Source organism: Mycobacterium kubicae (assembly GCF_015689175.1).
GTDB lineage: Bacteria > Actinomycetota > Actinomycetes > Mycobacteriales > Mycobacteriaceae > Mycobacterium > Mycobacterium kubicae.
This window is the reverse complement of sequence record NZ_CP065047.1, coordinates 4,239,918-4,266,622: the sequence shown is the minus strand read 5'-3', so window position 1 is coordinate 4,266,622 and position 26,705 is coordinate 4,239,918. Positions and strand designations below refer to the sequence as shown.

Here is a 26,705-nt window from a genome sequence, read left to right as displayed (position 1 = left end):
CGACGATGCGCCCCGCGCCGCGGGGCGATGAGGAGCCGAACAATCGAATCTGTCGGCGACGATGCGCCCCGCGCCGCGGGGCGATGAGGAGCCGAACAATCGAATCTGTCGGTGACGATGCGCCCCGCTCCGCGGGGCGATGCGGGGGTCCCCCCGCTTGCGGGGGAGAGCCGAACAATCGAATCTGTCGGTGACGATGCGCCCCGCTCCGCGGGGCGATGCGGGGGCCCCCCGCTTGCGGGGGAGAGCCGAACGATCGACATAGTCCCGTCGCAATCCAGCCCCGCACCGGGGGGCGCGCGCCGGCCGGTCAGAGGCGGGACAATAATGAATCCCGTCGAGTCGTCGAATTAAGCCAAATTCGTTGACAGACACCCCGTCAGAACGGCGCAACAGGGGTTTCCCCTGGCAGCAGTTCTCAGCGGCCGATAGGTTTGAAGCCATGAGGGAAGCGCCACACGTGCTGGGCATTGTCTTGGCCGGCGGCGAGGGTAAACGGCTCTATCCGCTGACCGCGGACCGGGCCAAACCCGCCGTTCCCTTCGGCGGCGCCTATCGCCTCATCGACTTCGTGCTGTCGAATCTGGTCAATGCCCGTTACCTGCGGATCTGCGTTCTGACGCAATACAAGTCGCATTCACTCGACCGCCACATTTCGCAGAATTGGCGGTTGTCGGGCCTGGCCGGGGAGTACATCACCCCGGTCCCCGCCCAGCAGCGCCTCGGTCCGCGCTGGTACACCGGCTCCGCGGACGCGATCTATCAGTCGCTGAACCTCATTTACGACGAAGACCCTGACTACATAGTCGTTTTCGGCGCCGATCACGTGTACCGGATGGATCCCGAGCAAATGGTCCGGTTCCACATCGACAGCGGCGCCGGCGCCACCGTGGCCGGGATCCGGGTGCCGCGTAGCGAAGCCAGCGCCTTCGGATGCATCGACGCCGATCCCTCCGGGCGGATCCGCGCGTTCGTCGAGAAGCCGAGGAATCCGCCGGGAACCCCCGATGACCCCGATTCCACGTTCGTCTCGATGGGCAACTACATCTTCACCACCAAGGTGCTGATCGACGCCATCCGCGCCGACGCCGACGACGACCATTCCGACCACGACATGGGCGGTGACATCATCCCGCGGTTGGTGTCCGACGGGATGGCCGCGGTGTACGACTTCAACGACAACGAAGTGCCCGGTGCCACCGACCGCGACCGGGCCTACTGGCGTGACGTCGGGACCCTGGACGCCTTCTACGACGCCCACATGGATCTGGTGTCGGTGCATCCGGTGTTCAACCTGTACAACAAGCGCTGGCCCATCCGCGGTGAGTCGGAAAACCTGGCACCGGCGAAATTCGTCAACGGCGGCTCCGCGCAGGAATCGGTGGTGGGCGCCGGCAGCATCATCTCGGCGGCGTCGGTGCGCAATTCGGTGCTGTCGTCCAACGTCGTGGTCGACGACGGCGCCATCGTGGAAGGCAGTGTCATCATGCCCGGCGCCCGGGTCGGTCGCGGTGCGGTGGTCCGGCACGCGATTCTGGACAAGAACGTCGTCGTCGGGCCCGGTGAGATGGTCGGCGTCGACCTGGAGAAGGACCGGGAACGCTTCGCGATCAGCACGGGCGGGGTCGTCGCGGTCGGCAAGGGCGTCTGGATTTAGCCGGCCGACCGCCACCTACTCGGGGATCTGCGGCACCAGCAGGTGCGCGTCGTAGCGCGGACCCCAGCGCAGCGTCACCAACCCCCGCGGTGAGTCGGCGTAGGCCGCCGGGAACTGGCCGTAGAGGGGGTTGCGGGGCGCGAGCCAACGTCCGGCCACCACCAGCCGCAGCTGCTCGCCGGCGCGAAACAGCGTCGCCGACGGGCCCAGTGCAACATCGACCGCGGTCACCTCACCCGGGGTGGCCGGTCGGCGACGGTCACACGTCGGCACCGGCTCGAAGGGCTGGGAGAGCTCAGGGTCCAACGCGCGCAGCGAGACCCGTTGCCAGCCGGTGGTCACTCGGTCCCGGCCGTAGCCGTAGGAGCCCTCGAACTCCACGTGGCGGCCGTCGCGCCACTTCTCCACGCCGACGAACAGGTTCGCGTCGTCGCACCCGTCGAGTTGCACCCACAGCCGCGCCGCCATGGGTCCGGTCAGCTCGACGTCTTCGGTGCAGGTCCAGCTGAATGTCGCTGCACGCGAATGGGTTTCGAATGTGATGCTGCCGGCTCGGGTAGCGGGATCGGGCGACAGAACGCCGGCCCCGGCCACATACATTGGGCGCCACCGGGTCCGGGCAAGCGGCCATTCGCTTTCTTCGCGCACCGCGACGACCGTGTCGCGGTCTTCTCGCACCTCCAGGCGTACGCTGCGATGTTGCGCCACGCCGTCGAGCACGCCGCGGAAGAACTTCAGTTGCTCGGCCAGCGCGGCGCCGGAGTAGAACGTCTCCCATTTGCCGCCGCGATGCGTATAGAGCCGGGCGTAGTCCGAGCCGCCATGGGTGAACGCGCGGATGGAGCCGCGGCTGTGCAGGTTGTTGTCCGAGAAGCTGCCACAGACCAACATGGGCACCTTGATGGCCGAAAGGTCGGGCACCAGCGAGCGCCAGAAGCCGTCGCGCAGCGGGTGGGCATCCTGCATCGGGCCCAGGGCGTAGCTCTGCCGGGTGGCGCGAGATACGTTGCGCGACCACAGCTTAGTGAACCCGTTCTCCCGGATACCACCGGGAAACGTCAGATCGCGGTAGGCATCGGTGAACCCTTCCCACGGGCAGATCGCCCGCAGCGCCGGCGGCTGCAACGCAGCAACCGCGTACTGGCTGATGGCTAGATACGACACCCCGAGCATGACGATGCGGCCGTCGCTGTACGGCTGCTCGGCCAGCCACTGCACCAGGTCGTAGGTGTCCTGCGCCTCCTGCAGCGAGAGCAGGTTGCCGGTGCCGTCGGAGTGGCCGCAGCCGCGTGCGTCGGCATTGACCACAACGAAGCCCTGCGCGGACCACCACGCCGGGTCGGGTGCCTCCCAGCTCGTATAAGCCGAAAAGCTCACCGGTCTGGGCTGACGCAGCATCCGATATTGCGGCGAGAACGTCCACTTCTTGCGCCGACGAGTTGGCAGATTGTCCTTGCCGTAAGGATGGATACTGAGAACAACTGGTCGAGCAGCACTGTCCTGTGGCCGAAACACGTTGATGCGCAACAGTGTTCCGTCACGCGTGGGCACCTCGACGTCGCGGTCCACCAGCAGGTCCGCCGGCGGGTCGGTGACGGTGACGGGCGGCTTGACGGCCCGCCGCACCCGGTCGGCCGCATAGCGAAGTCGGCCCCGACGCCGCCACGGCCGGTCGAGGACGGGTGCGGGATCTCGCGCCACGCCGCTACCTTAGAACGTGCCGGCCGCGCGCTACCAGACGTAAGGCACCAATCGATAGCGCACCCGCTGTGTGTAGTCGCGGTAGCCGGGTAGGTCTTGGGTGAGCAACTTCTCCTCGTCGAGAATCCGGATCACCATGGCGAGCACTCCCGGGACCAGTAGCACCAAACCCCAGTAGGAACCCAGCGCCAGCGGTATGCCACACATCAGGATGACGTTGCCGACGTACATGGGATGCCTGACGAACCGGTAGAAGCCGCTGGAGACGACCTGTTGTCCCGACTCCACCGTGACGGTGGCCGCAGCATAGGCGTTCTGGATGACCACCAGCATGGCCGCGCCGAGTCCGACCGCCACCAGAACATCACCGACCACACACACCGGAGCCGGAACCGATGACCAACCGAACCGATAATCCAGCGCGCTGAGCACCATCTGCGCGAAGAAGGAAGCCATCGCGACGACGATGATGATTTTCTGCACCGTCCGGCCTTCGGCCACCGGCCCGGCGCGCATGCGCCGCTGCAGGGCGGCCGGGTTGGTGCGGGCCAGATACAGGCTCGGCACGATCGTCACCACGGTGAACACCACGATGAAGACCCACCCCTGCCAGTAGTGCGTCGTGCCCGCCGGATAGAACAACAGCAGTCCGAGCACCACGAGCCCGAACACCGTCGATACCAACGTCCGCAGGCCGGTGTTCATGACCGCAGGTCCCGTCGTTGAAAAGCCAACAGGCCCAAGCCGATCAACAGCGCATCGACGACCGAGAGCCACAGCAGCGGCACCATGGTGAAGTCATCGGCGCCGACGCGGGGCGTATGCGCGAACGGCTCGAGATCAAGCAGCCACTGCGGGAACCCAGACAGGGAGCCCAGCAAGTACAAGGCGATGAACCCGACCAGCAGGCCCCAGGCTATCGGGGTGAATCTCGGGACCAGCCCGAACAAGGCGAGCGTCACCGCCGACAACAGCCATACGGCCGGCAGCTGTACCGCCGCGGTGGCCAGCACGGTTGCCAACTTGCCGCCGACGTCACCGTCGGCCACACCGTAGGCCAGCCCGGCCGCGAACCCCGACAGCAGGATCGCCGCCGCGGACCCGGTCAGTGCCATCAGCAAATGACTTGCCAGCCAACGGGTTCGGGAGACCGCTCCGGCCAGCAGCGTCTCGGCTCGCAGGCCGGTCTCCTCCTGGTGCAGTCGCAGCGTCAAGGAAACCGCGAACGCGGCCGCAACCATGCCCAGCATGGTGAAGCCCACCGTGATGAACCCCTGCTCCATGGCGCCGGTGCCACCCAGCCGCGCCACGATGTCGCGCGCACCCGGCCCGGTGCCCAGCTCCGCACCGATGCCGTGTGCCACGCTGCCGATCAACAACCCGTACAGACTCAAGCCAACCGTCCACACCACCAGCGCGCCGCGATCCAGCCGCCATGCCAGACCGAACACGTTGCTCAACGCCGGCCCGGCGGTGCCCCGTCCGGATCGTTCGGCGATGAGCCCAGCGCCGACGTCGCGGCCGGCGAGCAATCGGTAGGCCACCGCGGTGACCACGAGGGTGGTCGCCAAATGCAGCAGTAATACCCACCAATGATCACCGGCATACGGCCGCACCTGCAGTGACCAGCCCAGCGGAGACAACCAGGACAGTGCCCCGGCGCCGGCGTCACCGACGGCGCGCAGGGTGAACGCTGTGCCCAGCACCGCGAAGGCGAAGCCCCGCGCGAACCGGGCGCTCGGCGACAACTGTGCGGCGACTGCGGCTACCGCGGTGAAGACCAGGCCGGAGGCGGTCAGCGCTGCGCCGAAAGCCAGTGAGCCCGAACGCGGTACATCGGTCGTGAGTAGTCCGGCCGCTCCGATCACTCCCGTCGCGACCGATGCGGCGAAGGACAGTAGCAGCGCGGCGGTGAGGCTGGCGTACCTGCCGACCACCGTCGAGTCGATCAGTTCGGCGCGACCGGATTCCTCATCCGCCCGGGTGTGGCGAATGACGGTCAAGATGACGGCGACCGCGATGAGCAGGTGAAACATGCCGGCTTTCCAGATGCCGACGGCGCCGAGGCTGTCGTTGTACACCTGGCCGTAGAGCGCACGTTGGGCGGGACTGGCCATGATCGAGGCGGCGAATCCAGCCCGAGCCGCCTGGGTGGGGTAGACCTTGTCGATGCTGCCGATGTAGACCGTCGCCAGTGGCACCGACAGCAGCAGCACCCACAGCGGCAACACCACCCGGTCCCGGCGTAGGTAGAGTCGCAGCAGACCAAGGGTGCCAACGAAATTCGATGCCCGGCGCGGCGGTGCCGCGTGGCCGGGGCGCTCCAGCAGTGCGGTGCTCATAGGGTCGACACCTCCTTGGCGTTGTGCCCGGCCGAGCCCTTGGTGCTGTAGTGCCGCAGGAAGAGTTCTTCCAGCGACGGAGGCTGGCTGACCAAGCTACTAACTCCCGCGTCGCCGAGAACCCGAATCAGTTCCCCGAGGCTTTCGCTGTCGACCTGGGCGCGCAGTGTGCTGCCCTCGACACTGACGTCCTCGACGCCTTTGATGCGGGTGACGTCGCCGGGATCGCCGATCAGTTCGGCTTTGATCGAGGTCCGGCTGAGATGGCGCATGGACTCCAGCGACCCGCTCTCGACGGTTCTGCCGGCCTGGATGATGGTCACCCGCTCACACAGCGCCTCGGTTTCGGCCAGGATATGGCTGGACAGCAGGACGGTGACGCCACGGTCGCGTGCTTCGGCGACGCACTGCTGAAACACGTTCTCCATCAAGGGGTCCAAGCCGCTGCTCGGTTCGTCCAGCAACAGCAGGCGGGCCTGCGACGAGAACGCGGACACCAGAGATACCTTCTGCCGGTTGCCTTTTGAATAGGTGCGCACCTTCTTGTGCGGGTCGAGCTCGAACCGCTCGATCAGCTCCGCCCGGCGCTTGTTGTCGATCCCACCGCGCATGCGGGCCAGCAGGTCAATGGTTTCACCGCCGGTCAGCGACGGCCAGAGCGTCACATCTCCTGGCACGTAAGCGATCTGGCGGTGCAGCTCCACCGCGTGAGTCCAAGGGTCTGCGCCCAGTAACCGGACGGTTCCGCCGTCGGCCTTCACCACGCCCAGCAGGATGCGGATGGTGGTCGACTTGCCCGCGCCGTTGGGCCCGAGGAACCCGTGCACCTCTCCCTCGCGTACCGTCATGTCAAGTCCGTTCAGCGCCCGGGCCGCGCCGAAACGCTTTGTCAGCCCGTCGATTTCGATGGGCGTAACATTGTCAACTGGCATGGGATCCTCCTTGATCGTCGGCGGCCAGGAATGCGTCGTACATGGTGCGATCGACCATCAGTCCTTCGGTGTAGATCTCCAGCGCGGGCAGCACCATCTCGCGGGCGTAATCACGTAGCACCGCCCGAAGGTCGGTTGGTGTTTCATGCATCTGCAGATAGAGCAGGAAGCCCCCGCCGCCGGTGATGCCGAGATAGCGTGCCCGAGCGCGCGGGTCGCGGCTGGGCTTTACCGTGCCCGCGCGCACGCCCTCGTCCAGGTATTCTTCGGTGTTGTCAATCATCCGGCGCCACAACATGTTCGCTAGCTCGCCACCGGTCACCATGCTGCGAACCAGGTACGCCATCATCGGCGCATACGACTCGATTTCCGCCAATTGGGCGAACCAGGTGGCCGGGTCGTTGGATTTGATCGTTTCGGTCTTGGTGGTGCGGATCTCCTCGGCGATGTAATCGTCGCAGGCTTTGCGCAAACCGTCCTTGGAGCCGAAGTGGTGGATCACCAGGGCCGCGCTCACGCCGGCCGCTTCGGCGATGGCGCGCAGGCCGATGCCGAACCCGTGCTGGCCGAACTGGTCGATGGCCGCATCCCGGATGCGGGCCACCGCGGTCATGTCGGCTGAACGCATGTTCAGTACACTAAACACCCGTTCAGTCGTGCGTCAAGGGGTGCGCCGGATGCCACGCCCGGCGAGCGTGCGGCCAGCCGCACCGTGGGCGCCCAGCGTGAAGCCAGCCGCACACTCGCCGAAAAAGGGGGAGAGAACAGGGGGAGAGAAGGAGAGCTAGTCGCGCACCGCGGCCAGCACGCCGTCACCCAACGGCACCAGAGCCGGGGTGAGGCGTTCGTCTTCGGCGATGAGCCGGGCGGCCTCGCGGACCGCGGTCACCTCGGGGTCGCGGGCGGACGGATCACCGGCGCGGCCCCCGAGTCCGGCGCGATGCACCACGATGACTCCGCCGGAGCGCAACAGGCGCACGCCCTCAACGACGTATTCGGGCTGATCGATCGGGTCGGCGTCGATGAACACCAGGTCATAAGAGTCGTCGGCCAGCCGCGTCAACACCTCTTGGGCGCGGCCGCTGATCAGCCTGGTACGCGACGGCCCTACGCCCGCCTCGGAGAACGCCTGCTTGGCGAGGCGCACGTGCTCGGGCTCGATGTCGATAGTGGTGAGCACCCCGTCGTCGCTCATACCGGACAACAACCACAGGCCGCTGACGCCGACGCCGGTTCCCACCTCGGCGACGGCCTTGCCGCCGCTGAGCTTGGCCAGCAAGCTGAGCAGGGCGCCCACCGCGGGAGTGATCGCGCCGGCGCCGATGTCCGCGGCCCGCTCCCGGGCGCTCGCCAGGATGGCGTCCTCGGATATCGACCCCTCGGCGTGCGCGGAGAGGGACTCGGCCGGGGTGCGGGTGTCCTGGCCCGGGGTGTCGTCGCTGCTGGACATGTCCGCAGCGTATGTCGAATCGGCGGCGCGGGCGGGCAGGCGCGCGAAACTGGCCGTGGGCGCCCGGCGGCGCCATGGAGACACGCCCGCCGCAGGGCGAGGCGACGAACGTCACGTCACCGCCATATCCGCTGGATAACCCAGGTAACGATCCGGTTTCTCAGCCAAACCTCAGTTTGTTCCTATACCGCCCATACGCCGGTGCGCGACGGTAGCCACATGGAACGCGGTGGACGCTGGGCTGGGAATACCGAATGGCAGCTTCGCGTTGCCGTCACTGACGAACTGCCGACGCTTGACGGCAGGGGAATTGTGGAGGATCCGACGAGTACAACCTTGAGCCCGAGCACCATGTCTCATCCCCAGCAGGTCCGCGACGACGAGTGGGCCGAGTCCACCGACGAGTTGCTCGGTACCGCGGTATTCGATGCGACCGGGGACAAGGCAGCCATGCCGTCGTGGGACGAGCTGGTGCGTCAGCACGCCGACCGGGTGTACCGGCTGGCCTACCGACTTTCCGGCAACCAGCACGACGCCGAGGACCTGACCCAGGAAACCTTCATCAGGGTCTTCCGGTCGGTACAGAATTACCAGCCCGGCACGTTCGAGGGCTGGTTGCACCGCATCACCACCAACCTGTTCCTCGACATGGTCCGCCGCCGGGCCCGTATCCGGATGGAAGCGTTGCCCGAGGACTACGACCGAGTGCCCGCCGACGACCCGAACCCCGAGCAGATCTACCACGACTCGCGCCTCGGGCCGGACCTGCAGGCCGCCTTGGACTCACTGCCGCCGGAATTTCGCGCCGCGGTTGTCCTGTGTGACATCGAAGGCCTGTCATATGAGGAAATCGGCGCCACGCTGGGCGTCAAGCTGGGCACCGTGCGCAGCCGCATCCACCGGGGACGCCAGGCGCTGCGCGACTATCTGGCCGCACACCCCGAGCACGCCGAAGGCTCGCTGCACTCCGGGTCGGTCAAGTAAGGCCCATCGGTTTGGCCACTGTGTGGTTGCCAACCGGTTCCAAATCCACGGGATTCAGTGCCTGAACATGGTTATCGGCCCCGTCACCGCGCTACATTCGAGATTATCGAGGCAGCGAGAGGAGCTGATGATGTCCGACCGGGGAGATGTGTTTCGGCGCGCGTTCTCCTGGCTCCCGGCTCAATTCGCCTCCCAGAGTGACGCACCGGTCGGCGCACCGCGCCAGTTCGCGTCCACCGAGCACCTGTCCACCGAGGCCATCGCCGCCTTCGTCGACGGCGAGTTGCGGATGAATGCCCACCTGCGCGCGGCGCATCACCTTTCGCTGTGCCCGCAGTGCGCGGCCGAGGTCGACGACCACAGCCGCGCGCGGGCCGCGCTGCGAGACTCACAGCCCATTCGCATTCCCAGCGACCTGCTCGGGTTGCTCTCCGAGATACCGCACTTTCCGCCCGATGACGCTGCCTCGCGATCCGGGCGCGATGCCCGTGATCAGCGGAAGCGCCGCTAGGGTTTCTGCCGAGTCACTGCGATCCGTGGATACTAGGGTGAACACGGACGTGCGTTGTTAGGGTCGCGCCGGTATTTCGCTGCACATATGGCCCCGTCTCGAACGCTTAGCCAGAGGATTCAGAAGAGGGTGACGTGAGCTCCGACCAAGGCAATAACAGCGGCCAAGACGGCGGCCAGCGGCTGGCGCCGCGCCCCATCTCCCGGCCACCGGTGGACCCCGCAGCGCGTCAGGCGTTCGGCCGACCCTCCGGCCTGCAGGGATCCTTCGTGGCCGAGCGCGTGCGCCCGCGGAAATACCAGGAGCAGGTCGAATACCAGCCCCACACGCAGCCGGCCGACCCGGTGCTCGAGGAGGCTTTCGGGCGTCCGTTCGACGGCACGGAGTCGCTGCAGCGCCATCCCATCGATGCCGGCGCGTTGGCCGCCGAGAAAGAGAACGGCCAGCCCGACGACGGCGACGACCCATGGCGCGACCCCGGGGCCGCGGCAGCGCTGGGCAAGCCGGCAGTCGCCGCCCCGCCGCCGCAGACCGCGCTGGGCCACAGCGGCAAGCTCGGTGTGCGCGACGTGTTGTTCGGCGGCAAAGTCTCCTACGTCGCCCTGGGCATCCTGCTGGTCACCGCATTGCTGATCGGTGCCATCGGCGGGCTCATCGGACGCAAAACCGCCGAAGTCGTCGAGGCGTTCACCACCTCGAAGGTGACGCTGTCCACCAACGGCAACGGTGAGGGTCCGGCGGGCCGGTTCACCAAGGTGGCCTCGGCGATCGCCGACTCCGTGGTGACCATCGAGTCCAAGAGCGACCAAGAGGGCATGCAGGGATCCGGGGTCATCATCGACGGCCGCGGCTACATCGTCACCAACAACCACGTCATCTCCGAAGCCGCCAACAACCCCAGCCAATTCAAGACGACCGTCGTCTTCAACGACGGCAAGGAAGTGCCGGCCAGCCTGGTGGGTCGCGACCCCAAGACCGACCTGGCGGTGCTCAAGGTCGACAACGTCAACAACCTGACCGTGGCCCGCCTGGGTGACTCCGACAAGGTGCGGGTCGGCGACGAGGTGCTCGCGGCGGGTGCGCCGCTGGGTCTGCGCAGTACGGTGACCCACGGCATCGTGAGCGCAATGCACCGCCCGGTGCCGCTGTCCGGGGAGGGTTCGGACACCGACACCGTCATCGACGGCATTCAGACCGACGCCTCGATCAACCACGGCAACTCCGGTGGTCCGCTCATCGACATGGACTCTCAGGTCATCGGCATCAACACCGCCGGTAAATCGCTGTCCGACAGCGCCAGCGGCCTGGGCTTCGCGATCCCGGTCAACGAGATGAAGTTCGTCGCGCAGACCCTGATCAAGGACGGCAAGATCGTGCACCCGACGCTGGGCATCAGCACCCGCTCGGTGAGCAACGCGATCGCCTCGGGCGCTCAAGTCGCCAACGTCAAGGCCGGCAGCCCCGCGCAGAAGGGCGGCATCCTGGAGAACGACGTGATCGTCAAGGTCGGCAACCGCGGCGTCGCCGACTCCGACGAGTTCGTCGTCGCCGTGCGTCAGTTGCCCATCGGGCAGGACGCGCCCGTCGAGGTGGTCCGCGACGGCCGGCACGTCACGCTGACGGTCAAACCCGACCCCGACACCAGCTCGTGATGATCGCAAGCGCGGCGCAGCCGGGCGCAGCGGGTCATCACCATAGGACCGTGATGATCGCAAGCGCGGCGCAGCCGGGCGCAGCGGGTCATCACCGTAGGACCTGATGTTCGCCAATATCGGCTGGGGGGAGATGCTCGTCCTCGTCGTGGTCGGGCTGGTGGTGCTCGGCCCGGAGCGGCTGCCCGGGGCCATTCGCTGGACCGCGAGCGCCTTGCGGCAGGCGCGCGACTACCTCAGCGGTGTGAGCAGCCAGCTGCGCGAAGACATGGGACCAGAATTCGACGAGCTGCGCGGGCAGCTCGGCGAGCTGCAGAAGCTGCGCGGCATGACACCGCGCGCGGCGCTGACCAAGCACCTACTCGACGGCGACGACTCCATCTTCACCGGCAACTTCGACCGGCCCGCAGCCAACGGGACAACCCCTGCCCCGGAGCCGCCACCGCAGGCCGCCGAGCCGACTCAGCCGCCCGCGGTGCAGGAACGGACCCCGTTCGACTCCGACGCGACCTGAGCGCCAGTTCTGATCGTGGCGACCCGCTGAGCTAGCGCCGCGACGGGTCGAGGCCCAGCGACATGCCCGCCAGCCCCCGGCGCCGCGCCGACAAGGCGTCGGCCACGCTGCGCAACTCCTTGCCCACCGCCGAGTCGGGGGCGCTGAGGACCAGCGGCACACCGGTATCCCCGGCCGCCACCAGTGCCGGATCCAGCGGAATCTGACCCAGCAGCGGCACATCGGCGCCGACCGCCCGGGACAGCCGCTCGGCGACCTGCTTGCCACCGCCCTCACCGAACACCTGCATGGTGCTGCCGTCGGGCAGGATCAGGCCCGACATGTTCTCGACCACGCCAACGATGCGCTGGCGGGTCTGCAGCGCGATGCTGCCGGCCCGCTCGGCCACCTCGGCGGCGGCCAGCTGCGGGGTGGTCACCACCAAGATCTCGGCGTTCGGGATCAGCTGGGCCACCGAGATGGCGATGTCGCCGGTTCCCGGCGGCAGGTCGAGCAGCAGCACGTCCAGGTCACCCCAGTAGACGTCGGCCAAGAACTGCTGCAAGGCCCGGTGCAGCATGGGTCCGCGCCACACCACCGGGGTGTTGCCCTGGGTGAACTGGGCGATCGAGATGACCTTCACCTCGTGGGCGATGGGCGGCAGGATCATCGACTCGACCTGGGTGGGCCGGTCGGTGGTGCCCATCATGCGCGGGATGGAGTGGCCGTGGATGTCGGCGTCGAGCACCCCGACGGACAGGCCGCGGGCGGCCATCGCCGCGGCCAGGTTGACGGTCACGGTGGACTTGCCGACACCGCCCTTACCCGAGGCGACCGCGTACACCCGAGTCAGCGAGCTGGGCTGGGCGAACGGGATGACGGGTTCGGCGGCATCTCCCCGCAACTGCTTGCGCAGCTCGGTGCGTTGCTCGTCGTTCATCACGTCCAGGCTCACCTGGACGGCTCCCGTGCCGGGTACATCGGTGACCGCTTGGGTGACCCGTTCGCTGATCTCCGTCTTCTTCGGACACGCGGCGGTGGTCAGGTAGACCCCGACGTGCACGCTGCCGTCGGGATTGACATCAATGCTTTTGACCATGCCGAGCTCGGTGATGGGCCGCCGCAGTTCGGGGTCGATCACTTTCGCCAGCGCGGCACGAATAGCCGCGATCAGGTCTTGTTGAGTTCCGGACATCACCGCCGAGTGTAGGCGGTTCCCGGCGGGTCAGCTGACGGGTGTGAACACCGGCTCATTGCCCTGCGGCGGCTTGGGCGCCGGGCTTTGCGGCGGTCCGGCCGGCTTGGGCGCTGGCGAGGCGTTGGGCCCTGCCGCAGGGTTGGCTGCTGCGGGACCGGCTGGCGGCACCGGCAGGGCAGGCGCGGCCGGCGCCGGAGCGACGGGCGGGGCCAGCGGATCCGACGGCGGTGGCGCCGCGGGAGCCGGTGGGGCGATGACGATTCCGCCTGCGGGGACGGGTCCGACACCTGGCGGCGCGGATTCCGGCGCGTTCTGCGCGCCGATGCAGATCAGCGTGCAGCCTGGCGTCGCCACCGGTGCGGGCGCCTGCAGTGCGGGTGCGGGCGCCATCCACGGCCACATGGGTTGCTGCCACGCCGGTGTCTGACTGATCAGCTGCGGGGGCCCGAAGTCGATCAACGGAATGTGGGTCATCGGGTCGTTGCTGCCGAGTCCGTTGACGTTCATCGGCAAGCCGGGGCCCAGGCCCTCCGGATGCTCGAGGTGGGCGTCGCCGATCGGTGGCGGCGGACCGGTGATCGGCGGCAGGTCGACCGGGACCACACCGGTGGCATACGCGGCGGCCCAGCCCAGCACGTTCTGGGCGTAGGGCATGGAGTTGTTGTAGCGCAGGATCGCCGCCGTCACCTGTGCCGGGTCGCGCAGGTTGAGCCCGCCGCTGCACAGGTAGCGGGCGGCCGCCAGCGTGGAGTCGAACAGGTTCTGCGGGTCGGGCACACCGTCGCCGTCACCGTCGACCGCGTAGCGCGCCCAGGTGCCGGGCAGGAACTGCATGGGTCCCATGGCGCGGGCGTAGGTGACGCGGTTGCCGACATTGCCCTGGACGATCACTTCGTTGCCGGGCAGCGTCCCGTCCAGTGACGGACCGTAGATCGGGTTGACCGCGGTGCCGCGCGCATCGACCGCTCCGCCGCCGGCGTGACCCGACTCGATGCGGCCGATGCCGGCCAACAGGTTCCAGCTGACGCCGCAGCCCGGTTCGGCGGCGGCCATCTTCTGCTCGGCGTTGCGGTAGGCCGACAGGGCCATGATCGGGATTCCAAGTGCGCCAGGGGCATTGACGATCATCGGGGGCGGCGGCGCCGAACTGCTCGCGGCCGCGACGTGGAAGCTGGTGGGCGGACGCTCGGTGGAGATGACCACCGGCCCGGACAGGTCGGTGTGCGGCGACGGGGCCACCGCGGCTACCGGGGTGATCGCGGTGCGCACCGGAGTTTTCCCGGGGAAAGCCGGCGGTGCCCCGCCGACCGCGCCGGCGAAAATCAACGGAGTGATGACGGCTACGCCAAAGACCGGTGTCCGTGCCGCGTACGCACGCTGCCGCACCTTCGCGACGGCCGGGTGAGCACCCCAGCGTCCCCCTATGCGCACTCGACCGTCCTCAATATGAGCCGTCAGGAAACGACGTTGTCTCAGTTTGGTGAACTAGATCACCATACATAACTCGCGTCACGGCAGTAGCGCAATGGCGGAACTCTAATTCTCAGCTTGACCGCTTGGCGCGCCGCTCGGCTGCTTCGCTCACCCGCAGTGGCGTGGACTCTGCTGTCTTGGGCTGCGGTTCGGCCAGCAGCTGCCGCAAGCTGTCCAGTTCGTGGCGCAGGTAGTCCCGGGTGGGCACCTCACCGATGGCCAGCCGCAAGGCGGCCAACTCGCGCGCCAGGTACTCGGTGTCGGCCTTGGTTTGCGCGGCCCGGCGGCGATCCTCTTCCAGCGCGACGCGGTCGCGGTTCTCCTGGCGGTTCTGGGCGAGCAGGATCAGCGGCGCGGCATAAGCGGCCTGGGTGGAAAAAGCCAGGTTGAGCAGAATGAACGGGTACGGGTCCCAACGCCATTGCACCGCAAAGAGATTCACCGCGATCCAAGCCAGCACCACCATGGTCTGCAGCAACAGGTACCGGCCGGTGCCGAAGAACCGCGCGATGGATTCGGTGAACTGCCCGACGGTGTCGGGATCCAACCGCAGGGAGAAGCCGCGTGAGGTCCGCGGGGTGTACAGCCGCCGCGGAGTGGGGGAGCTGCTCACGAAGTTCCTCCGGTCCGGGCGGGCCTGCCGGCCGGGTCGAGCTGTTGGACGTCGGCGCGCCAGTCATGCGGCAACAGATGATCGAGCAGGTCGTCCACGGTTACCGCTCCCAACAGATGGTTCTGGTCGTCGACCACCGGCCCGCACACCAGGTTGTAGGCGGCGAAGTAGCGGGTCACGGCGCCCAGCGGAGTCTCCGGCGTCAAGGTGAACAGATCGGTATCGACGATGCCGCCGACCAGTTCGGCCGGCGGCTCGCGCAGCAACCGCTGCAGCTGCACGCACCCAAGGTAATGCCCGGTGGGCGTGGCCGTCGGCGGACGCGCGACGAACACCATCGAGGACAGCGCCGGAGTCAGGTCCGGGTCGCGCACCCGGGCCAGCGCCTCGGCCACCGCGGTGTCGGGGGTGAGCACCACCGGGTTGGAGGTCATCAGCCCGCCCGCGGTGTCAGGGGAGTGCTTGAGCAGCCGTCGCACCGGGTCGGAGTCGTCAGGGTCCATCTCGGTCAGCAGCATCTCGGCGTCGGTCGGGTTCAGCACGCCGAGCAGGTCGGCCGCGTCGTCGGGATCCATCTCCTCGAGCACGTCGGCGGCACGTTCGGTGCCCAGCTGCGACAGCGCTTCGGCCTGGTCGACCTCGGGCAGCTCCTGCAAGATGTCGGCGAGCCGTTCGTCGTCGAGGGCCTTGAACACCTCGAGGCGGCGCTTGGACGGTAGTCCGCGGATGGCATCGGCGACGTCGACGGCCCGGCGCCCTTCGAACTGGTCCAGCAGCTGCGCCACCGCTTGCCCCGGCATCGCCAGGGCGGAAGGTGTCAGCCCGTGCACGTTGTGCCAGTCCACGATGTGCACCGGACCGCGCCGGCCCAGGCGGCGATGAGTGCGCACGGCCACCCTGGTCACGATCCAGTCGCGGGTGCGGGTTTGTTCGATGCCCAGGTCGGTGATCACCACCTCGACGTTGGCCAGTTCGGGCAGCGCGGGGTCGGTCACTTTCACCGGGGTGTCCAGCACCTGCCCCAGCGCCAGCACTTCACCCGGGCGCTGTTCGAAGTGGCGCAGGGACACGTTGCCGGTCTTCAGTGTCACCGCCTTGGGTTCGATCGCGGCGACCCGCAGGATCGGGATGAAGATGCTGCGACGGGTTGCCAAGTCGACGACCAGCCCAAGCACGCGGGGTTGCTGCCGGACGATGCTGATGCTGATGACCACGTCGCGCACCCGCCCGAAGGATTCTCCCAGTGGGCCGAGCACCATCATCCGCGACAGGCGCGCGACGTACACCCTGTTGACCGATCCCATGAGTGAGAGCCTAGGCAGCCGGCACTGGGTTGGCAGCGGGGCCAGGTTCACCCGTCAGATACGTCAGGTGCTAACTGGACGCCACGTTGATGATCCCGATCACCATGATCAACAGCAGCCCGGCGGCACCGATCGCGATGCCCGCCACCGCCATGCCGTAGCCGCTTTCGCGGGTCTGCTTGATCTGGTTGAGCGCCATGACGCCGAGCACGATGGCCGCGATGGAACCGATGATGCAGCAGAAGAAGCCGGCGAACGACGTGACCAGCGACGCGATGGCCAGGTTGTTGGTGCCGGGTTGGGCCGCGCCGTACGCGGTCGAGTAATCCGGCGGCGGCGGATAGCCGGCGCCGGGGTAGCCGCCCGGATACCCGCTCGGATACGAGGGCGCGCCGTAGCCACCCGGGGAGCTCCCGTACGGCGGCGGCATGGGGGGATAGGGCTGGTAGCCCGGAGTCGGCTGCGGGCCCGGTGGCGGGTAGCCGACTCCGGGGCTGGGCGGCGGGTAGCCGGCGCCGTAGTCGGGGGAATAGCCGGGCGGATAGGCCGGCGGGTAGTCGGCGGCCGGCTCGGCTGCGGGAGTGCCCGACGGTGCAGCCCACGGCGCCTGCTGGGTCGGCTCGTTGGATCCGGCCGAGTAAGCCGGGCCGTCGTGGGGGGCCTTCGCGCCTTCGCCGGAGGGCTCGCCGGGAGCTGTCATGGTGATCAACCTAGCGTGCTTCACCCCTGTTTCGGCTACCTCGCGGGCCGGCGTTATGTGCGCGGACTTGCCATAGATGAAACGATGGCACCGGCAAGAGGAGAATGAAGACCGATGACTAGCCCATTTCAGCCCGGCCAGGTGCCCGGCGCGACGCCCCCTTCCGCAGGCGCGGGCCGGCGCAATGTGCCACCCGGATTGCCGACCCCGCCCAAAGGCTGGCCGGTCGGGTCGTATCCCACCTATGCAGAGGCGCAACGCGCCGTCGACTACCTCTCTGACCAGGAGTTCCCGGTCCAGCAGGTGACCATCGTCGGCGTCGACCTCATGCAGGTCGAACGCGTCACCGGCCGGCTCACCTGGGCCAAGGTGCTGGGCGGCGGTGTGCTCAGCGGCGCGTGGCTGGGGTTGTTCATCGGGTTGGTGCTCGGCTTCTTCAGTCCCAATCTTTGGGGCGCGTTGATCACCGGCCTGGTCGCCGGAGTTTTCTTCGGTCTCATCACGTCTGCCGTCCCGTATGCGATGGCCCGCGGCACTCGCGATTTCAGTTCCACCCTGCAACTGGTGGCCGGCCGCTACGACGTTCTGTGCGACCCGCAAAACGCGGAGAAGGCGCGGGATCTGCTGGCGCGCCTGGCTATCTGAGGCCGACACCAGGTTGGTCAGACGCGCTCGCATACGGCACATGACAGCGGCCGTTGTGGCCATGACCGTCATTGCCTCCGGCGTTTCGGCGTGCGGGTCGGCCAACACCGGCATGATGCTCAGCTTCTACACCCCGGCCACCGATGGCTCGACCTTCACCGCCGTGGCGCAGCGTTGCACCGAGCAGGCCGGCGGGCGCTACGCCATCCAGCACGTCAGTCTGCCCCGCTCACCCGATCAACAGCGACTGCAGCTGGCCCGGCGGCTGACCGCTCACGATCGCAACCTGGACCTGATGGGCATCGACGTGGTGTGGACCGCGGAGTTCGCTCAGGCCGGGTGGGTGCTGCCGCTGTCGGATGATCCCGCGGGGCTGGCCGAGTCCGACGCCACCAACGACACACTGCCCGGTCCACTGAAGACGGCCACCTGGGCAGGCAAGGTGTTCGCCGCGCCGGTCACGACGAATACCCAATTGCTCTGGTATCGGCCGGATCTGGTGCCGCAGCCGCCGGACAATTGGGACGCGATGGTGGCCGAGGCGGCCAAACTGCACGCCGCCGGTCAGCCCAGCTGGATCGCCGCGCAGGCCAACCAGGGCGAGGGTCTGGTGGTGTGGTTCAACACCGTACTGAGCAGCGTCGGCGGACAGGTCCTTTCCGACGATGGCAAGCAGGTGACCTTGACCGACACCCCGGCGCACCGGGCCGCCACCGTCACCGCGTTGCGGGTGCTCAAATCGGTGGCCACCGCCCCCGGCGCCGATCCGTCGATGTCGCGCGCCGAAGAGGGAACCGCCCGGTTGGCGTTCGAACAGGGCAAGGCCGCTCTGGAAGTCAACTGGCCCTACGTGTTTGCCTCCATGCTGGAGAACGCGGTGAAGGGCGGCGTGCCGTTTCTGCCGCTGAACCGGCTGCCGGAGTTGGCCGGCAGCGTCAACAGCGTCGGCACCTTCGTCCCCAGCGACGAGCAGTTCCGCATCGCCTATCAAGCCAGCCGGCAGGTGTTCGGTTTCGCGCGTTATCCGGCGGTGGTGCCGGGGCGCTCGGCCAAGGTGACGATCGGCGGGTTGAACCTGGCGGTGGCCAGCACCACCCGGCACCGAGCGGAGGCGTTCGACGCGGTCAGGTGCCTGCGTAGCCTGCAGAACCAGAAGTACGTGTCGATCGAGGGAGGTCTGCCGTCCGTGCGGGCCTCGCTGTACTCCGACTCGCAATTCCAGGCGAAGTATCCGATGTACAACATCATTCGTCAGCAATTGACCGACGCCGCGGTGCGGCCGGCGACTCCGGCCTATCAGGCGGTGTCCCTGCGGTTGTCGGCAGCGCTGAGTCCGGTCACCGGCATCGACCCCGACCGCACCGCTGACGAGCTTGCCGTCCAGGTGCAGAAGGCAATCGACGGCAAGGGCCTGCTGCCGTGACCTCGGTTGCCGAACGACGGCTGGCGTTGCTGTTGGTTGCGCCGGCCGCGTCCTTGATGCTCGCGGTGACCGCCTATCCCATCGGATATGCGGTGTGGCTGAGCCTGCAGCGCAGCAGCCTGGCCACCCCGGACGACACCGCCTTCGTCGGCCTGGGTAATTACGCGACGATTCTGACCGACCGGTACTGGTGGACAGCGCTTTTGGTGACCCTGTCCATCACGGTGGTGTCGGTGACGATCGAGTTCGTGGTGGGCCTGGCGCTGGCGCTGGTGATGCACCGCACGGTGCTCGGCCGGGGGCTGGTGCGAACCGCGGTGCTGATCCCCTACGGGATTGTCACGGTCGCCGCGTCCTACAGCTGGTACTACGCCTGGACGCCGGGGACCGGGTACCTGGCCAACCTGCTGCCGCACGCCTCATTTCTCACCCAGGCGCCGCTGACCCAACAGATTCCGTCGTTGGGTGTTGTGGTGCTGGCCGAAGTGTGGAAGACGACACCGTTCATGTCGCTGCTGCTGTTGGCCGGACTGGCCCTGGTGCCCGAGGATCTGCTGAAGGCCGCGCAGATGGACGGCGCGGGTGCCTGGCGTCGGCTGACCAAGGTCATCCTGCCGATCATCAAGCCCGCGGTGGTGGTGGCGTTGCTGTTTCGCACGCTCGACGCGTTCCGCATCTTCGACAACATCTACGTGCTGACCGCGGGGGAGAACAACACCGATTCGGTGTCGATCCTGGGCTACAACAACCTGTTCAAGGGCTTCAACCTGGGCCTCGGGTCGGCGATCAGCGTGCTGATCTTCGGCTGTGTGGCGCTGATCGCGGTGGTCTTCATCAAGCTGTTCGGGGCGGCGGCGCCCGGCGGAGCACTCGATGGCCGCTGATCCGCTAGGCGCGCGGCGCGCCGCCATATGGACCGTCATCGACGTGCTGGTCGTCGCGTATGCGTTGTTGCCGGTGCTGTGGATCCTGAGCCTGTCGCTCAAACCGTCGTCAATGGTCAAGGACGGCAAGCTGATTCCCGCGACGGTAACCTTGGACAACTACCGCGGCATCTTTCGCAGCGACGTGTTCGGCTCCGCGCTGGTCAACTCCATCGGTATCGGATTGACCACCACCCTGATCGCGGTGGTGATCGGTGCGATGGCCGCCTACGCCGTTGCCCGCCTGGAATTTCCGGGCAAGCGGGTGCTGATCGGGGCCACCCTGCTGATCTCCATGTTCCCGGCGATCTCCCTGGTAACCCCGCTGTTCAACATCGAACGCGCTGTCGGCCTCTTCGACACCTGGCCGGGGCTCATCCTGCCCTACATCACTTTCGCACTGCCGCTTGCCATCTACACCTTGTCGGCGTTCTTCCGGGAGATCCCGTGGGACCTGGAGAAGGCGGCCAAGATGGACGGCGCCACCCCGGGCCAAGCCTTCCGGAAGGTGATCGTTCCGCTGGCCGCGCCCGGAGTGGTGACCGCTGCGATTCTGGTGTTCATCTTCGCGTGGAACGACCTGCTGCTCGCCCTGTCGCTGACCGCGACGAAGGCGGCGATCACCGCGCCGGTGGCGATCGCGAACTTCACCGGCACTTCTCAATTCGAGGAACCCACCGGTTCGATCGCGGCCGGTGCGGTGGTGATCACCATCCCCATCATCATCTTTGTGCTGATATTTCAACGACGTATCGTCGCCGGTTTGACCTCGGGTGCGGTGAAGGGATAGCGATGGCCGAAATTGTGCTGGAGCATGTCACGAAGAGTTACCCCGACGGCGCGACTGCGGTAAGGGACCTCAACATCACCCTCGCCGACGGTGAGTTCCTGATCCTGGTGGGGCCTTCGGGCTGCGGCAAGACCACCACGCTGAACATGATTGCCGGACTGGAAGACATCTCGTCGGGAGAATTGCGCATCGGCGGTGAGCGGGTCAACGACAAGGCGCCCAAAGATCGTGACATCGCGATGGTGTTCCAGTCTTACGCGCTGTATCCGCACATGACGGTGCGGCAGAACATCGCCTTCCCGTTGACCCTGGCGAAGATGAAGAAGGCCGACATCGCGCAGAAGGTGGCGGAGACCGCGAAGATACTGGACCTGTCGGAATTGTTGGACCGCAAACCATCCCAGCTGTCCGGTGGGCAGCGACAGCGGGTGGCCATGGGCCGGGCCATCGTGCGTCAACCCAAGGCTTTCCTCATGGACGAGCCGCTGTCCAACCTGGATGCCAAACTGCGGGTGCAGATGCGCGGCGAAATCGCCCGGCTACAGCGCAGATTGGGCACCACGACCGTCTACGTCACCCACGACCAGACCGAGGCAATGACGCTGGGCGACCGGGTGGTGGTGATGCACGGCGGGGTGGCCCAACAGATCGGCACGCCCCAGGAGCTCTACGAACACCCGGCGAATCTGTTCGTCGCGGGCTTCATCGGTTCGCCGGCGATGAACTTCTTTCCCGCGACGTTGACGTCGATGGGGCTGGCGCTGCCGTTCGGGGAGGTGACGCTGACCCCGCAGCTGCAGGACCTCATCGCCCGGCACCCCAAACCGCACAATGTCATCGTCGGGGTGCGGCCCGAACACATCCAAGACGCCACGTTGATCGACGGCTACCAGCGCATCAGAGCGCTGACGTTCGAGGTCAGCGTCGACATGGTGGAGTCGCTGGGTTCGGATAAGTACGTGTACTTCACCACGTCGGGCCCGGCCGTGCACGCCGCGCAACTCGACGAGTTGGAGGCCCAAGGGGAGGTCACCGAAAACCAGTTCGTGGCAAGGGTGCTCGCCGAATCCAAGGCGGCTATCGGTCAGACGATCGAATTGGCTTGCGACACCACCAAACTGGCTGTCTTCGACGCCGACTCCGGCGCCAACCTCACCGTGCCGTCGTGACCGTGGACCGGGTGCGCGCCCACCTGCGCGAGCACTTCGATGCCGAGCCGGACTCGGCCAGCGTGACGTTTCTGGGTACCGAGACCATCGATGTGCTGCGCTTTCGGTCCGGCGGATTGGTGCACTACGCGTCGCTGGGGTGTTCGCGTCATCCGATGCTCGATCCGACCGAGATGGTGACCGAGGGACTTCGGGGGCCGCGGGCTGAGGTGGTGCTCTCGCTGCGTGATCCCGGGCCGGTCACCGGGCTGGCGCGCAGCTTGGCTGTGCTGGCCGCAACGCCGGCGGTCGAAGGGGTGGTGTTGGTGGCCGAAGCGCTGATCGACCTCGGGTCCCCATTGTGGGCGGGCGCGCCGTTCACCGCCGTTCTGTTGGGCGCCAGCGACATTCCCGAGTTGCCGTTGGAGCCGCCGCGCGATCCGGTGCGTTTCCTGACCGCCACGCCCATCACCGCCACCGAGGCGGCGTGGGTGCGGCTCAAAGGCGCCGATGCCATGCGGCAAGCCTGGGCCAACGACGGCGTCGACGTGCTGGACCCCAATCGCCCTGCCGCGCAACCAAAATGACCGTCGCGTCGAGTGTGCATCCGCGGCGCCCGGGTTGCGGTCACGTCGGTCAAACGGCCGCAATGCCGCCCTGGGTTCACACCGGAAGCCGCGGATTCACAGCCAATTCTGGCGGCGGAACATGCCATACAGGAGCAGGCACACGATGACCATCGCGGCGATCACCGTCGGGTAGCCCCACTTCGACTCCAGTTCGGGCATGTAACGGAAGTTCATGCCGTAGATTCCGGCGATCATGGTGGGGACGGCGATGATACCGGCCCAGGCCGAGATCTTGCGCATGTCCATGTTCTGCTGCATGCCGACGCGGGCCAGCGCGGCCTGCACCAGCGAGTTGAGCATGTCGTCGTAGCTGGCGATCTGTTCAGCGGCCTGGGTCTGGTGGTCGGCCACGTCGCGCAGATAACGCCGGACTTCCTTCGAGATCAGGTCCTTGCTCTCGGTCTGCATGCGCTGGAACGCACCCGACAGCGGCGCCACGCACCGGCGTAGCTCGACGACCTCGCGCTTGAGCATGTAGATCGGTTCGACGTCGATCTTGCGGCCCGGCGCGAACGCAACCTCTTCGATGTTGTCGATGTCGGATTCCATCAGGGTGGTGACGCCGAGGTAGTGGTCCACCACATCGTCGGCGATGGCGTGCATCACCGCGTACGGGCCCAGTCGCAGGTGCTCGGGGTTGGCGTCCATCCGCTTGCGCACCTCGGACAGGCCGCCGTGTTCGCCGTGGCGCACGGTGACGACGAAGTCGCTGCCGACGAAGATCATGATCTCGCCGGTCTCGACGATCTCTCGGGCCAGCACCACCGAGTCGTGCGGCACATAATTGACCGTCTTGAGCACCAAGAACAATGTCTCGTCGTAGCGTTCCACTTTCGGCCGCTGGTGTGCTTGCACCGCGTCCTCAACGGCCAGCGGGTGCAGCCCGAAATCGTCGGCCACATGCTGCATCTGGCTTTCGTCGGGTTCGTGCAGCCCGATCCACACAAACGCCTGCTGGCCGCTCTGCGCTACTTCGCGAACCTTCTTCAGTGCGTCGGTGTGACTGAACTTGCCGGGCAGCCGATGGCCGTCGACATAAACACCGCAGTCGACCATGGTCTGAATGGGCGGATTCGGAACGGGATGAACATGCTGCGGACGCGACCGGGCAACGGGCCGCAAGGCTTCCGGCAACGCATCGAATCCTGGGAACATGTTCACCTCCGATCGCAGGCGCAGGTCAGACCGGCGGGGGTCCATGCTACGCGTCTTGTCGCGACAGAGACGAACGGAAGCGGCCCGTCATCAGCTAATTCCCAGCAACGGGCAGACCAACGGCCGGGGTAGTGGACCGGCGCACGTCCGCCTACGCCGGTGCGCTAGTTTCGACCCCGAACCTCATACCGCATGACCTCCTTAGGAGCACCCCGACGTGAGCGCTAGTCCACTCAAGGTCGCCGTCACCGGCGCCGCCGGCCAGATCGGCTACAGCCTGTTGTTCCGCCTGGCCAGCGGTTCGTTGCTGGGCCCCGACCGTCCGATCGAGCTGCGTCTGCTCGAAATCGAGCCGGCGCTCAAGGCGCTCGAGGGTGTCGTCATGGAACTCGACGACTGCGCCTTCCCGCTGTTGGCCGGCGTGGAGATCGGCGCGGACGCCAACAAGATCTTCGACGGGGTGAACCTGGCGCTGCTGGTCGGTGCCCGCCCGCGCAGCAAGGGCATGGAACGCGGTGACCTGCTGGAAGCCAACGGCGCCATCTTCACCGCTCAGGGCAAGGCGCTCAACGAGGTGGCCGCCGACGACGTGCGCATCGGCGTGACCGGCAACCCGGCCAACACCAACGCGCTGATCGCGCTGAGCAATGCTCCCGACATCCCCAAGGAGCGGTTCTCCGCACTGACCCGCCTGGACCACAACCGGGCCATCTCCCAGCTGGCCAAGAAGACCGGCGCCGCCGTCACCGACATCAAGAAGGTGACCATCTGGGGCAACCACTCGGCCACCCAGTACCCCGACATCTTCCACGCCGAAATCGGCGGCAAGAACGCGGCCGAGGTGGTCAACGACCAGAACTGGATCGAGAACGACTTCATCCCCACCGTGGCCAAGCGTGGCGCGGCCATCATCGACGCGCGCGGTGCCTCCTCGGCGGCCTCGGCAGCGTCGGCGACCGTCGACGCGGCCCGCGACTGGCTGCTGGGAAGCCCGGACGGCAACTGGGTGTCGATGGCGGTGTTCTCCGACGGTTCCTACGGCGTGCCGGAGGGGATCGTGTCCTCCTTCCCGGTCACCACCAAGGACGGCAACTGGTCGATCGTGCAGGGGCTGGAGATCGACGAGTTCTCCCGCGGCCGCATCGACGCGTCCACGGCCGAGTTGGCCGACGAGCGCAAGGCAGTCAAAGAACTAGGCCTGATCTAGGCCGTCGACTTCGGGGTGAGACACACCAGGCTGAGCGCGCTGCTGCTGGCGGTTGTGCTGGCGCTGGCGGGTTGCGGCAGCCACTCCGGCGGCCACCCGCAGTTGGTGGTGGGCTCGGGTTCGAAAACTGAGTCGAGACTGCTGGCCGGACTGTACGTCGCCGCGCTGCGCTCCTACGGTTTTGCCGCGCACGCCGAATCGGCCGCGGACCCGATGGCCAAGCTGGACTCGGGCGCCTTCACCGTCGTCCCCGCGTTCACGGGCCGGGTGTTGCGCAGGCTGCAGCCCGGTGCCACCGCGTTGTCGGATAAAGACGTCTACCGCGCGATGAACGCGGCCCTGCCTGAAGGCATTGCTGCCGGCGATTACACCACCGCGGCCGAGGACAAGCCGGCCCTGGCGATTACCCATGCCACCGCCAAGGCATGGGGCGGCAGCGATCTCAGCCTGCTACCGGGTCACTGCGGCGGGCTGGTGGTGGGCGTGGTCAGCGGCTTGCACCCGCCCGCGGCGGTCGGTTCCTGCCGGCCGCCCGCCCCGCGCGAATTCCCGGATGCTGCAGCCCTTTTCGCAGCGTTACGGGCGGGCGAGGTCACCGCGGCGTGGTCGACGACGGCCGATCCCGACGTACCCGCCGACGTGCAGGTGCTGGCTGACGGCAAACCGGCGCTGATCCAAGCCGAGAACGTGGTGCCGCTGTATCGGCGCAACGCGCTGACCGATCGGCAGCTGCTGGCCATCAACGAAGTCGCCGGCGTGCTCGACACTGCTGCGCTGGTGGAGATGCGGCGCAAGGTGGCCGGTGGTGCCGACCCGCAAGCGGTAGCGGGCGCCTGGCTGGCCGAACATCCGCTGGGCCGCTAGCACCTACCGGTGCGGGGCGGGGATCAGTTGGCTGAGGACCGGCATGAACAGGCGTTGGTAACCCGATCCGGTGAGCCGCACGACGATGTCGAGGACCTTGGCGTCCGGCCCGACCAGCACCCGAGCCTTGTTCTTGCGCACCGCATTCAGGATGACCTTGGCGGCCTTTTCCGGGCTGGTGTGCGCGGCTCGCTTGTCGAACAGCTTGGCCAGTTGCTCGGCGTCCAGGCCCTCGGCGGCGGTGGCGTTGCGGGCAATGGCGGTCTTGATACCCCCGGGGTGCACTGTGGTGACCCCGACCGGGTGGCCGGCCATGATCATCTCCTGGCGCAGCGCCTCGGTGAGGCCGCGAACGGCGAACTTCGCGGCGTTGTAGGCCGCCTGGCCGGAGCAGGAGAACAGCCCGAACACGCTGGAGATGTTGATGACGTGGCCGTCCCCGGAAGCGATGATGTAGGGCAGAAACGCTTTGGTGCCGTTGAGCACGCCGCCGAAGTCGACGTCCATCACCCGGTCCATGTCCTTGAACTCGCAGATCTCGATGTCGCCGGTGTGCCCGATGCCGGCGTTGTTGTAGATCTGGTTGACCTTGCCGAAGTGCGCGTTGACCGCGTCGGCGTAGGCGAGGAAGGCCTCGCGTTCGGTGACGTCGAGGCGGTCGGCCTTGACCTCCGCGCCGATCGCCTTGAGTTTGGCCTCAGTTTCGGCGAGTCCGTCCATGTTGACGTCGCTGATCGCCAGCTTTGCGCCCGATCGGCCCAGCTCGAGAGCCAGCGCCTGTCCGATACCTGATCCGGCGCCGGTGATGACGGCTACCTTTCCGGCGAACCCCTGCATGAACGTTCTCCCTTGTGTCAGCTCAGGGTCGAGGCTAGCCGGTACCGGTGGTTACCAGTACCGGCGGGTGGCTG

The 26,705-nt window shown here is 67.2% G+C and carries 26 protein-coding genes; 13 read left to right on the top strand and 13 right to left on the bottom strand.

Annotated elements, in window-relative coordinates:
* Positions 1-442 precede the first annotated feature (442 nt).
* Positions 443-1,657 (top strand): glucose-1-phosphate adenylyltransferase, encoded by a 1,215-nt coding sequence (gene glgC / locus I2456_RS19905; RefSeq protein ID WP_068027971.1) that lies wholly within the window; start codon positions 443-445, stop codon positions 1,655-1,657.
* 15 nt (positions 1,658-1,672) lie between these two features.
* Here glgC and I2456_RS19900 read toward each other — a convergent pair whose 3' ends face one another.
* The 6 genes from I2456_RS19900 to I2456_RS19875 form a co-directional block, all read right to left on the bottom strand.
* Positions 1,673-3,358 (bottom strand): CocE/NonD family hydrolase, encoded by a 1,686-nt coding sequence (locus I2456_RS19900; protein WP_085073600.1) that lies wholly within the window; start codon positions 3,356-3,358, stop codon positions 1,673-1,675.
* Between the two features lie 30 nt (positions 3,359-3,388).
* Positions 3,389-4,063 (bottom strand): methyltransferase family protein, encoded by a 675-nt coding sequence (locus I2456_RS19895; RefSeq protein ID WP_085073601.1) that lies wholly within the window; start codon positions 4,061-4,063, stop codon positions 3,389-3,391.
* Positions 4,060-5,700 (bottom strand): ABC transporter permease, encoded by a 1,641-nt coding sequence (locus I2456_RS19890; protein WP_139823092.1) that lies wholly within the window; start codon positions 5,698-5,700, stop codon positions 4,060-4,062. The genes I2456_RS19895 and I2456_RS19890 overlap by 4 nt, the downstream gene beginning before the upstream one ends.
* On the bottom strand, positions 5,697-6,632 hold the full coding sequence (locus I2456_RS19885) for an ABC transporter ATP-binding protein (protein WP_085073602.1): 936 nt from the start codon (positions 6,630-6,632) through the stop codon (positions 5,697-5,699). Before I2456_RS19885 ends, I2456_RS19890 begins: the two co-directional genes overlap by 4 nt.
* Positions 6,622-7,260, bottom strand: a complete 639-nt coding sequence (locus tag I2456_RS19880; RefSeq protein WP_068027982.1) for a TetR/AcrR family transcriptional regulator — start codon at positions 7,258-7,260, stop codon at positions 6,622-6,624. The genes I2456_RS19885 and I2456_RS19880 overlap by 11 nt, the downstream gene beginning before the upstream one ends.
* A gap of 156 nt (positions 7,261-7,416) precedes the next feature.
* Positions 7,417-8,082: an O-methyltransferase gene (locus tag I2456_RS19875; protein ID WP_068027985.1), complete on the bottom strand. Its 666-nt coding sequence runs from the start codon at positions 8,080-8,082 to the stop codon at positions 7,417-7,419.
* 219 nt (positions 8,083-8,301) lie between these two features.
* On the opposite strand from I2456_RS19875, the gene sigE reads away from it, so the two are divergent.
* The 4 genes from sigE to tatB all read left to right on the top strand — a co-directional run bounded on the left by sigE (position 8,302) and on the right by tatB (position 11,743).
* Complete coding sequence (sigE, locus tag I2456_RS19870; RefSeq protein ID WP_068160518.1) at positions 8,302-9,066, top strand: RNA polymerase sigma factor SigE; 765 nt, start codon at positions 8,302-8,304, stop codon at positions 9,064-9,066.
* A 127-nt stretch (positions 9,067-9,193) separates the two neighbouring features.
* Positions 9,194-9,577, top strand: a complete 384-nt coding sequence (rseA, locus tag I2456_RS19865) for an anti-sigma E factor RseA (RefSeq protein ID WP_371869953.1) — start codon at positions 9,194-9,196, stop codon at positions 9,575-9,577.
* A 134-nt stretch (positions 9,578-9,711) separates the two neighbouring features.
* Complete coding sequence (gene htrA, locus I2456_RS19860; RefSeq protein WP_068027988.1) at positions 9,712-11,229, top strand: serine protease HtrA; 1,518 nt, start codon at positions 9,712-9,714, stop codon at positions 11,227-11,229.
* Positions 11,230-11,335: 106 nt separating this feature from the next.
* Positions 11,336-11,743, top strand: a complete 408-nt coding sequence (gene tatB, locus I2456_RS19855; protein ID WP_085073603.1) for a Sec-independent protein translocase protein TatB — start codon at positions 11,336-11,338, stop codon at positions 11,741-11,743.
* 31 nt (positions 11,744-11,774) lie between these two features.
* Here the strand turns inward: tatB and I2456_RS19850 are convergent, their stop codons facing one another.
* The 5 genes from I2456_RS19850 to I2456_RS19830 form a co-directional block, all read right to left on the bottom strand.
* Complete coding sequence (locus I2456_RS19850; RefSeq protein WP_068028000.1) at positions 11,775-12,917, bottom strand: Mrp/NBP35 family ATP-binding protein; 1,143 nt, start codon at positions 12,915-12,917, stop codon at positions 11,775-11,777.
* 30 nt (positions 12,918-12,947) lie between these two features.
* Positions 12,948-14,351 (bottom strand): lytic transglycosylase domain-containing protein, encoded by a 1,404-nt coding sequence (locus I2456_RS19845; protein ID WP_085073604.1) that lies wholly within the window; start codon positions 14,349-14,351, stop codon positions 12,948-12,950.
* Positions 14,352-14,463: 112 nt separating this feature from the next.
* Positions 14,464-15,006: a DUF1003 domain-containing protein gene (locus I2456_RS19840; RefSeq protein ID WP_068028002.1), complete on the bottom strand. Its 543-nt coding sequence runs from the start codon at positions 15,004-15,006 to the stop codon at positions 14,464-14,466.
* Positions 15,003-16,310: a magnesium transporter MgtE N-terminal domain-containing protein gene (locus I2456_RS19835; RefSeq protein WP_085073605.1), complete on the bottom strand. Its 1,308-nt coding sequence runs from the start codon at positions 16,308-16,310 to the stop codon at positions 15,003-15,005. The genes I2456_RS19840 and I2456_RS19835 overlap by 4 nt, the downstream gene beginning before the upstream one ends.
* Before the next feature lie 70 nt (positions 16,311-16,380).
* Positions 16,381-17,010 carry a DUF4190 domain-containing protein gene (locus I2456_RS19830; RefSeq protein ID WP_085073606.1) on the bottom strand — a complete coding sequence of 210 codons (630 nt, stop codon included), beginning with the start codon at positions 17,008-17,010 and terminating at the stop codon, positions 16,381-16,383.
* Between the two features lie 114 nt (positions 17,011-17,124).
* Here I2456_RS19830 and I2456_RS19825 point away from each other — a divergent pair, with 114 nt between their 5' ends.
* The 6 genes from I2456_RS19825 to I2456_RS19800 are packed head-to-tail and all read left to right on the top strand — an operon-like array spanning position 17,125 to position 22,526.
* Complete coding sequence (locus tag I2456_RS19825; RefSeq protein WP_085073607.1) at positions 17,125-17,655, top strand: YflT domain-containing protein; 531 nt, start codon at positions 17,125-17,127, stop codon at positions 17,653-17,655.
* A 40-nt stretch (positions 17,656-17,695) separates the two neighbouring features.
* The gene (locus tag I2456_RS19820) at positions 17,696-19,078 is read left to right on the top strand and encodes an extracellular solute-binding protein (protein ID WP_085073608.1); all 1,383 of its coding nucleotides are present in this window, start codon (positions 17,696-17,698) and stop codon (positions 19,076-19,078) included.
* The gene (locus I2456_RS19815; RefSeq protein ID WP_116645734.1) at positions 19,075-19,962 is read left to right on the top strand and encodes a carbohydrate ABC transporter permease; all 888 of its coding nucleotides are present in this window, start codon (positions 19,075-19,077) and stop codon (positions 19,960-19,962) included. Before I2456_RS19820 ends, I2456_RS19815 begins: the two co-directional genes overlap by 4 nt.
* Positions 19,952-20,791, top strand: a complete 840-nt coding sequence (locus tag I2456_RS19810; RefSeq protein ID WP_085073609.1) for a carbohydrate ABC transporter permease — start codon at positions 19,952-19,954, stop codon at positions 20,789-20,791. Before I2456_RS19815 ends, I2456_RS19810 begins: the two co-directional genes overlap by 11 nt.
* Before the next feature lie 2 nt (positions 20,792-20,793).
* Positions 20,794-21,960, top strand: coding sequence for an ABC transporter ATP-binding protein (locus I2456_RS19805; protein ID WP_085073610.1), 1,167 nt, complete (start codon positions 20,794-20,796; stop codon positions 21,958-21,960).
* A gap of 2 nt (positions 21,961-21,962) precedes the next feature.
* The gene (locus I2456_RS19800; protein WP_085073646.1) at positions 21,963-22,526 is read left to right on the top strand and encodes a suppressor of fused domain protein; all 564 of its coding nucleotides are present in this window, start codon (positions 21,963-21,965) and stop codon (positions 22,524-22,526) included.
* 96 nt (positions 22,527-22,622) lie between these two features.
* Here I2456_RS19800 and corA read toward each other — a convergent pair whose 3' ends face one another.
* The gene (gene corA / locus I2456_RS19795; RefSeq protein WP_085073647.1) at positions 22,623-23,723 is read right to left on the bottom strand and encodes a magnesium/cobalt transporter CorA; all 1,101 of its coding nucleotides are present in this window, start codon (positions 23,721-23,723) and stop codon (positions 22,623-22,625) included.
* Positions 23,724-23,940: 217 nt separating this feature from the next.
* Here corA and I2456_RS19790 point away from each other — a divergent pair, with 217 nt between their 5' ends.
* Together I2456_RS19790 and I2456_RS19785 are read left to right on the top strand one after the other, a co-directional pair.
* Positions 23,941-24,930: a malate dehydrogenase gene (locus I2456_RS19790; protein ID WP_068028020.1), complete on the top strand. Its 990-nt coding sequence runs from the start codon at positions 23,941-23,943 to the stop codon at positions 24,928-24,930.
* Between the two features lie 15 nt (positions 24,931-24,945).
* Positions 24,946-25,794 carry a glycine betaine ABC transporter substrate-binding protein gene (locus tag I2456_RS19785; protein ID WP_085073611.1) on the top strand — a complete coding sequence of 283 codons (849 nt, stop codon included), beginning with the start codon at positions 24,946-24,948 and terminating at the stop codon, positions 25,792-25,794.
* Positions 25,795-25,797: 3 nt separating this feature from the next.
* On the opposite strand, the gene I2456_RS19780 is transcribed toward I2456_RS19785, so the two are convergent.
* On the bottom strand, positions 25,798-26,631 hold the full coding sequence (locus I2456_RS19780; RefSeq protein WP_068028026.1) for an SDR family NAD(P)-dependent oxidoreductase: 834 nt from the start codon (positions 26,629-26,631) through the stop codon (positions 25,798-25,800).
* Between the last annotated feature and the right edge of the window lie 74 nt (positions 26,632-26,705).